Source organism: Sideroxydans sp., from assembly GCF_054604835.1.
Genome location: NZ_JBTSFG010000002.1, coordinates 461,014 through 467,797, shown reverse-complemented (window position 1 = coordinate 467,797; position 6,784 = coordinate 461,014). Strand labels below are relative to the sequence as shown.

The following is a 6,784-nucleotide window of genomic DNA, read 5'->3' as shown; positions in this document are numbered from 1 at the left end:
TATATCCAGACAGCAGGCTGTCGATCAGCTCTGCGGGTAGTGCTTTTGCTACGGTCATTGATGCTCCTTCCTAAGGGACGGCAGTTTCCTGCCAAATGACCGTTTACACAAAAATTCTTACACCCTCACTGTGGGGGAGAATCCTTGCGGGCGAAATCAAGAAGCCCGGCTCTTTCTCTTTACGAACACTTGATGTGCTACGCAATCTATCAAAAAAAGAAGCTGAAAGCTTCGTTAAGCTTGGTAACTACATTCTTCGTGCTGGCGATAAAGTCTTTTACATTGACCCCAAAGCCTATATTTTTACTAAAGACAGAGGATTATCTTTCATTGATATTCTCACTTTGAAAGATGCAGGGCTCATATTTGAATCGGATTTGGAGTTTTCATTCCAGCCCGCTGCTGCCGGTCAACTTTCTTACCTTTCTTATGGGCCACTTATTCTGCTTTTCGAGCGAGATAAGGACACACCGAAACTTGCCAGTAGTGTCGGACATCTAACAAAAGTGGGCGTTGAGTTACTTCAATTAATCACGATTCAACCTGACATGGAATATGTAGATATTGTTAGAAAACGCTTTCATGCTGAAGGGGTGAAATTCGCATGGGCTCCCATTCTTCAATTTATTGGCGACCAAATTCGTTATGGAAACAAAACCTATGTCGAATAATGAATGACCTAATTCTACGAGACCCTCGGGGTCGGGTCTTGCATTACGACTTTCCAAACTAAAGGGGTTTCCCCTCAGCCGTGAGGTGCAACCCGCCCTCCCGCTACAAATAATAACTTCAGTTGCGAATGGCGCTTGACGTCAGAACGAACGTTCTTTACAGTGCGAAGAACGTTCGTTCTGTAAGAGATCGCCATGAATCATCTGAATACCCATACCTCCTTGCGCGGTGCGCACATGCCCCACTCGGCGCTGCTGTCGCTGACCCGCCCCAACCGCACCATGTTCGAGAAGCAGCGCGCGCTGTTGCGCAAAGCCGTTCCGGCCGGCTTCCCTTCGCCCGCCGACGACTATGTGGAACGCCGTTTGAGCCTGGACGAGCACCTGATCCAGCACAAGGAATCCACCTTCTTCATGCGCGTGGCCGGCCATTCCATGCGCGAGCTGGGCATCTATGACGGCGACCTGCTGATCATCGACCGCGCGCTGCCCGCCACGCAGGACTGCGTGGTGGTGGCGGTGATCGACGGCGAGTTCACTGTGAAGCAACTGCACTACACCCCGCAAGGCAAAGTGCTGCGCGCCGCCCACCCGGACTATCCCGACATCGTCATCAGCGACGAACAGGATTTTTCTATCTGGGGGGTGGTGCAGTGGAACGTTCACAAAGTCTGAGCTCGGTGCGACCAAGATGAAAAGAGCCATCGCATTGGTCGACTGCAACAACTTCTATGTGTCGTGCGAGAAACTGTTCCAGCCCAAACTGGAAGGCAAGCCGGTGGTAGTGCTTTCCAACAACGATGGTTGCGTGGTGTCGCGTTCGCAGGAGGTTAAGGACCTCGGCATGAAGATGGCCGTGCCCTGGTATCAGATGAAGGCGCTCGCCAAACGGCACGGCATCGTGGCCTTCTCTTCCAACTATGCCTTGTATGCCGACATCTCCAACCGCGTGATGTCGTTGCTGTCGCAGTTCAGCCCGCAGCAGGAGGTGTATTCCATCGACGAATCTTTTCTGGAGCTGACCGGCATGCCCGGCAGCCATGCCGAGTACGGGCAACTCATGCGCCACACCATCCGCCAGTGCGTGGGCATCCCGGTGTGCGTGGGTATCGCGCCGAGCAAGACGCTGGCCAAACTGGCCAACCATGTCGCCAAGAAGCAGCCGCAGCGCAACAGCGTGTGCGACTTCAACAGCATGGATGAAGATGAACTGGATGCGTTGCTTGCCGGCATCGAGGTGGGCGAAGTGTGGGGCGTGGGTCGGCGCACCGCGCCGAAGTTGCAGGAGATCGGCATCCGCAGCGTGCTCGATCTGAAACGTTCACCGCCCGGACGATTGCGCGCCCGCTTCAGCGTGGTGTTCGAACGCATCGTGTCGGAGCTGAACGGTGTCGCCTGTCTGGAGCTGGACGACCTGCCGCACGACAAGCAGCAGATCATCTGCTCGCGCTCGTTCGGCATGCTCACTTCCAGCCTCGATGACTTGGAACAAGCCGCCATCGCCTTCACCACGCGCGCCGTGGAGAAACTGCGCCAGCAAAAGTCCATCGCCGGCGCGCTGCACATCTACGTGCGCACCAACCCGCACCGCGATCAGGACAAGCAATATCAGCAAGGCATCCTCGTGCCGCTGGATGAACCCGGCGACGACACGCGCGTTTTTTGCAAAGCGGCACTGCACGGCCTGCGCCAGATCTACCGCGCGGGCTACGCCTATCAAAAGGTCGGCGTGATGCTGGCCGGGATCACCCCCGCCAGCGAACGCCCGCAAACCTTGTTCGACGACCATGCCGCTCGCGAACGCTCGAAGTCACTGATGAACGCCCTCGACCACATCAACCGCAGGATGGGCAGCGGCACGCTCAGGTTGCTGGGAGAAGGCGCGAACCAAAGCTGGGCGATGCGCCGGGAGAGCAGTTCGCGGCGCTATACGACGGAGTGGGAGGATTTATTCATATGCCCAAGTTGATCCATTCCTTGACCCGCTTAAATGGCTACAGGTCAACGCCCCTTGTCGACCATAACGACTTCCGTTATGCTTTGTCATGATCATCGGATTTGCATCCAAGGAGACCGAGAAAGTCTGGCGTGCTGAAGTGTCACGCAAGCTTCCTCGAGATATTCAGCAAGTGGCTTTGCGCAAACTATTCATGCTGGACAAAGCCCAGGTACTCAAAGACCTGAAGATTCCCCCCGCAAATCGGCTCGAAGCCCTTAAGGATGATCGCAAAGGACAGTACAGCATTCGCATCAACGATCAGTGGCGTATCTGCTTCATATGGACCAAGAACGGCCCCGATGCAGTCGAGATCGTTGACTACCATTAAGGAGGAAGACATGGACAAGCTTCAAAACATACACCCCGGAGAGATTCTCCTTGAAGAGTTCCTGATACCGATGGGCATCAGCCAGACACGTCTGGCGAATTCCATCAACGTACCGCCGCGCCGCATCAACGAGATCGTATTGGGAAAGCGAGGCATCACAGCAGATACCGCCCTTCGCCTTTCCAAGGTATTCGGCACCTCCGTGCAATTCTGGATGGGCTTGCAGGACGAATATGAATTGCGCGAAGCAAGCGCCACGATTCAGGATCAACTCGATCAGATGCTGCCGCTTGCAGCATAACCTCCCTATCCGTCTGCAAGCGCATCCACCATTAGCCGAACAACCCATCGCGCAGAAAAGCCTTGTAGCTTTTCATAACCGGTTTCGGTATCTCCGCTTCGGCCTGCACGCGCAGGCTATGAATACGTTCCCGTGCCTCGGCGCTGTCTTGTGTGCGCAGTGCGCGAATGGCCTCATGCACAGCATCACCCAGCAGGGGCAGGAACATGTCATGCACGACGTCATAGATCGCCAGGATCGCGGCCATCTCGCCCTGAGACATCTTGCATTTGCCATCGAGTATCTTCAGCACCACCGCCGTGGTGCAATCTACTTGCACTGCATCGAAGCCTGTTTCCAGCGCCCACTCTGCAGCCGGATGTGTCTTGTCTTTGTTCACGACAGATTCTCCTACCATCGCTCTGACTTGAACGCCGTCGCGATCGCTAGTGCGCGCGCTTCCATCAGAACATCCTCATCAAGTTCTTCTGCATCGATGTCCTTGCACGCTGCGAGAGCGCGGTGCAGCAGCGCGGACTTGGGATAACTATTGGCTTCATACCCCGGATAAGCGCGATAGTCGCAAGCACACAGCAACAGCAATCGTTCAAAACGTTCCATATCGCTGAAAGCACCCAGGCGATCCAGCATGGCCGCGACCGGACCGGCGCGCACTTCAGATGCGCGATGCACGCGTTCGCATTCAGCCAGCGCCAGCAGCGCAAGGTCGCGACAGTCCTTCGGCAACTCGAAGCGTTCGCAAATCCTTTCGATACGATCTCGTCCGCGCTCGATATGACGGTAGTGGACTGGCAGGTGTTGAGGTGGTGAATCGGATTTCCCGATATTCATCACCAGCGCGGCAAAGCGCACGGACAGTGGTGCATCGCATCGTGCGCTTTCGTCCAGCACGCGCAGCACATGACAACCGATATCGACCTGCTCGGGATCATTGGCGATCTGGAATGCACCGAACAGCGCGGCGACCTCTGGCAACAGCACATGCAGGGCACCGCAATCCAGCAGATTGCGCAACATATTGGAAGGGAACTGCGCCATCAACCCGGGCTGCAGCTCCGGCCACACATCGTGCGTGGCGATACTGGCCAGCGCACCTGCGTTCACTTGCTGCAGCATGAGTGCTTTGCTTTCCGCATCCAGCACCGCAGCGCTTTCTGCAGAAAGCGCTGCCAGCCGCAGGATGGTTAAGCCTGGCTCGGGGTTATGTAGGGAAAGCTTGCGGGCATTCATAGCATCAGCCCACCCATCTGGAGACAGACGGGCAGATCGTGATCACTTTGCGAGCAATACCTTCATCCACTGCTGCTGCACCGCACGCTTGCGCTTCTTCTCCAGCACTTTGCGGATGGATGATTTCGCCTGCGCAAAATCCAGCACGCTGGCGGGGGTGATGGTGTCGCAGCGCAGCACATGGAAGCCGAGTTCGGATTCGATCACGTCGCTCACTTCGCCCGCCTGCAGGGCGAACAATGCTTGCTCCAATTCCGGGAAGAGTTTGCCGCGCGGCAGGTCGCCGAGTTTGCCGCCTTCCAGTGCGGTGGGACATTCGGAATGTTTGAGTGCCTGTTCCTCGAATCGTGCCGGCTCTTTGCGCAAACGTTTGGCGATCTCGGTGATGCGCTTGAGCGCTGCCTCGCGTGTATTCTCGGGGATGGTCTCGTTAATGGTAACCAGGATATGGCGCGCCAGCCGTGTCTCCTGACGACGGAACTGGTCTGGGTGGTATTGGTAATACAGCTCGACGTCGGTATCGGTGACATGCTCGGCATGTGTGCCGACTTTTTCCAGAATGGCTTCGACCTTGAGTTCGCGCTCTAGCGCGCTGGAGAATTCCGCTGCATCCAATCCGTTCTGGCTCAAGTCGTCTTCGAAGTCGTCCTCGTTCTCGTAACGGCCGCGTATCTCCTGCATGGCTGCCTGCAATGTCGAGGGCGGCACCATGGCATCGCGCGCTTCCGGCGCTTTCAGGATGCGTGCTTCTAGTTCGAACTGTTTCTGCGCCATGTTATGAACGCGTTCGGATTCGTCCGTTTCCAGTGCTGCCGGCGCTTTTCCGTACAGTTTCTGCGCGGCTTTCAGCGCGAGGTAAGCGACGCCACTATCTATCACTTCAGGCATGGTTCGCTTCCTTGCTGTCGTTGTATACATGCACTGCCTCGATGGTCGATTCCGGCACTTGCAAGATATGGTCGTGGAAGATGACCTGATACTGCACGCCGCCGTCCTCATCCCGCAACACTTTCAGAACTTCGCCTTCCATGCCCGGCGTGGCGCGCACCTCGCCGCCCACGGCCAGCGTGATCTTGCTGCGCACTTTTTCGCGACTCTCGTATTTGCTGGGCACCCAGGGTTCGTCGATGCCGATCAATTCCTCTTCTCGGAAGCCGACGATCTTGTCCTGCTCCAGAAAGTTGACGGTGTAGATCAACTGGTCCTGCAGGAAAGTGCCGACGTTCATCACGAAACCGGTCGAGCCGCGACGGATCAGCAGCGTGCCGATATCCACACCGGGATAGGTGCCGTCGTTGCGCACATTGCGCACGATGCGGACTTCGTCGCCGAATTCGAATTTAGGCAGCATCTTTCTTGTTCACTGTGATGGAGGTGAGCGGTACGAACTTCGTCTGCGGCTCGTGCATGTGGAACACTTTGAACACCTTCTCGGTGAGCGCATCGGACGCGACGAAATCCTGATAAGCCTTGGTCAGCAGGCGCGTGTAGACCTCGCGTTGCGCGGCCTCTTCTTCCGGCAAGGCTTCCTTGCTCAGGTAGTTGTGATAACGCTGCAGGATATGCAGACGGTTCACATGCACCACGGACGGATCGAAATCGATGCCGAAGTAGTTCAGGAAATCCTCGGCGGATACCAGATCTTCCATCGCTTCTTCCAGAGTCAGATCGTCAGTCATCACATATTCCTTTCTTCATGTTCCACTTCAGTCATCACTTCCAGCAAAGCCTTGCCGCCGATGCGGTCGTGGCTGTCCAGTTGCACCAGTTTCTCCAACATCGCCCGCCCCGTCTCCAGATTGCCCAGACGCAGATTGATATAGCCCGCCGCCTTCAGCACCATCAGGTAGAAGCGCACCAGCCCCATCGAACGCATCACACCCGCACCGACGTTCTCTTCGCGCAGATAGACCCAGGTGTCGGGAAACTCCAGTCGCCGGCCGACCACTGCCAGCGCGCTCTCAGCTACCAGCAACGCATCTTCCAGCCTGTGCTGGTAGAAGTAATAGCGGTACAGCGCGACCAACACCATCAGATGTTGCGGCGCCATCAGGTTGGCGCGCAGCAGATAGCCTTCGCTCTCCTCGCTGCCGTAGGTGTCCGATGCCTGCACCAGCAGTCGCGCAACGTCCTGCGCCAGCGGCTCGTCGAAATACAGTTCGGTCTGATCGAAATCCAGCAGGTCCATCATCGGGCATTCCATAAATTCGTTAATCGGGCGAATCGCTTCGTCGCGTGCTCTCTCACTCCTCGCC

The 6,784-nt window shown here is 56.4% G+C and carries 11 protein-coding genes; 5 read left to right on the top strand and 6 right to left on the bottom strand.

The genetic code is table 11. The features are described from left to right. Positions 1-95 precede the first annotated feature (95 nt). The 5 genes from ACYCZ5_RS05650 (at position 96) to ACYCZ5_RS05630 (ending at position 3,299) form a co-directional block, all read left to right on the top strand. Positions 96-671: a DUF2806 domain-containing protein gene (locus tag ACYCZ5_RS05650; protein ID WP_461543807.1), complete on the top strand. Its 576-nt coding sequence runs from the start codon at positions 96-98 to the stop codon at positions 669-671. Positions 672-866: 195 nt separating this feature from the next. Next, positions 867-1,346 (top strand): LexA family protein, encoded by a 480-nt coding sequence (locus tag ACYCZ5_RS05645; protein ID WP_461543806.1) that lies wholly within the window; start codon positions 867-869, stop codon positions 1,344-1,346. A gap of 16 nt (positions 1,347-1,362) precedes the next feature. Then, entirely contained in the window at positions 1,363-2,640 is a 1,278-nt protein-coding gene (locus tag ACYCZ5_RS05640; RefSeq protein WP_461543805.1) for a Y-family DNA polymerase, read from the top strand. A 76-nt stretch (positions 2,641-2,716) separates the two neighbouring features. Then, positions 2,717-2,998 carry a type II toxin-antitoxin system RelE/ParE family toxin gene (locus ACYCZ5_RS05635; protein ID WP_461543804.1) on the top strand — a complete coding sequence of 94 codons (282 nt, stop codon included), beginning with the start codon at positions 2,717-2,719 and terminating at the stop codon, positions 2,996-2,998. A gap of 10 nt (positions 2,999-3,008) precedes the next feature. Further along, positions 3,009-3,299, top strand: coding sequence for a HigA family addiction module antitoxin (locus ACYCZ5_RS05630; protein ID WP_461543803.1), 291 nt, complete (start codon positions 3,009-3,011; stop codon positions 3,297-3,299). A gap of 31 nt (positions 3,300-3,330) precedes the next feature. Here ACYCZ5_RS05630 and ACYCZ5_RS05625 read toward each other — a convergent pair whose 3' ends face one another. From ACYCZ5_RS05625 to ACYCZ5_RS05600, 6 genes are read right to left on the bottom strand one after another with little or no spacing between them, the layout of a single operon-like run. Then, a complete protein-coding gene (locus ACYCZ5_RS05625) occupies positions 3,331-3,678 on the bottom strand; it encodes a hypothetical protein (protein WP_461543802.1) in 348 nt (115 codons plus the stop codon). Between the two features lie 11 nt (positions 3,679-3,689). Continuing rightward, entirely contained in the window at positions 3,690-4,529 is an 840-nt protein-coding gene (locus ACYCZ5_RS05620; protein WP_461543801.1) for a tRNA nucleotidyltransferase, read from the bottom strand. A gap of 42 nt (positions 4,530-4,571) precedes the next feature. After that, positions 4,572-5,417 (bottom strand): nitrogen fixation protein NifM, encoded by an 846-nt coding sequence (gene nifM / locus ACYCZ5_RS05615; protein ID WP_461543800.1) that lies wholly within the window; start codon positions 5,415-5,417, stop codon positions 4,572-4,574. Further along, on the bottom strand, positions 5,410-5,880 hold the full coding sequence (locus ACYCZ5_RS05610) for a nitrogen fixation protein NifZ (RefSeq protein ID WP_461543799.1): 471 nt from the start codon (positions 5,878-5,880) through the stop codon (positions 5,410-5,412). Before ACYCZ5_RS05610 ends, nifM begins: the two co-directional genes overlap by 8 nt. Then, positions 5,870-6,208 (bottom strand): nitrogenase-stabilizing/protective protein NifW, encoded by a 339-nt coding sequence (gene nifW, locus ACYCZ5_RS05605; RefSeq protein ID WP_461543798.1) that lies wholly within the window; start codon positions 6,206-6,208, stop codon positions 5,870-5,872. Before nifW ends, ACYCZ5_RS05610 begins: the two co-directional genes overlap by 11 nt. After that, entirely contained in the window at positions 6,208-6,720 is a 513-nt protein-coding gene (locus ACYCZ5_RS05600) for a hypothetical protein (RefSeq protein ID WP_461543797.1), read from the bottom strand. Before ACYCZ5_RS05600 ends, nifW begins: the two co-directional genes overlap by 1 nt. Positions 6,721-6,784 lie beyond the last annotated feature (64 nt).

Coding starts and splice junctions, on each gene's coding strand:
- ACYCZ5_RS05620 (WP_461543801.1), bottom strand. CDS start 4,529: ATGAATGCCCGCAAGCTTTCCCTACATAACCCCGAGCCAGGCTTAACC.
- ACYCZ5_RS05645 (WP_461543806.1), top strand. CDS start 867: ATGAATCATCTGAATACCCATACCTCCTTGCGCGGTGCGCACATGCCC.
- nifW (WP_461543798.1), bottom strand. CDS start 6,208: ATGACTGACGATCTGACTCTGGAAGAAGCGATGGAAGATCTGGTATCC.
- ACYCZ5_RS05610 (WP_461543799.1), bottom strand. CDS start 5,880: ATGCTGCCTAAATTCGAATTCGGCGACGAAGTCCGCATCGTGCGCAAT.
- ACYCZ5_RS05630 (WP_461543803.1), top strand. CDS start 3,009: ATGGACAAGCTTCAAAACATACACCCCGGAGAGATTCTCCTTGAAGAG.
- ACYCZ5_RS05600 (WP_461543797.1), bottom strand. CDS start 6,720: ATGATGGACCTGCTGGATTTCGATCAGACCGAACTGTATTTCGACGAG.
- ACYCZ5_RS05640 (WP_461543805.1), top strand. CDS start 1,363: ATGAAAAGAGCCATCGCATTGGTCGACTGCAACAACTTCTATGTGTCG.
- ACYCZ5_RS05650 (WP_461543807.1), top strand. CDS start 96: ATGACCGTTTACACAAAAATTCTTACACCCTCACTGTGGGGGAGAATC.
- ACYCZ5_RS05635 (WP_461543804.1), top strand. CDS start 2,717: ATGATCATCGGATTTGCATCCAAGGAGACCGAGAAAGTCTGGCGTGCT.
- nifM (WP_461543800.1), bottom strand. CDS start 5,417: ATGCCTGAAGTGATAGATAGTGGCGTCGCTTACCTCGCGCTGAAAGCC.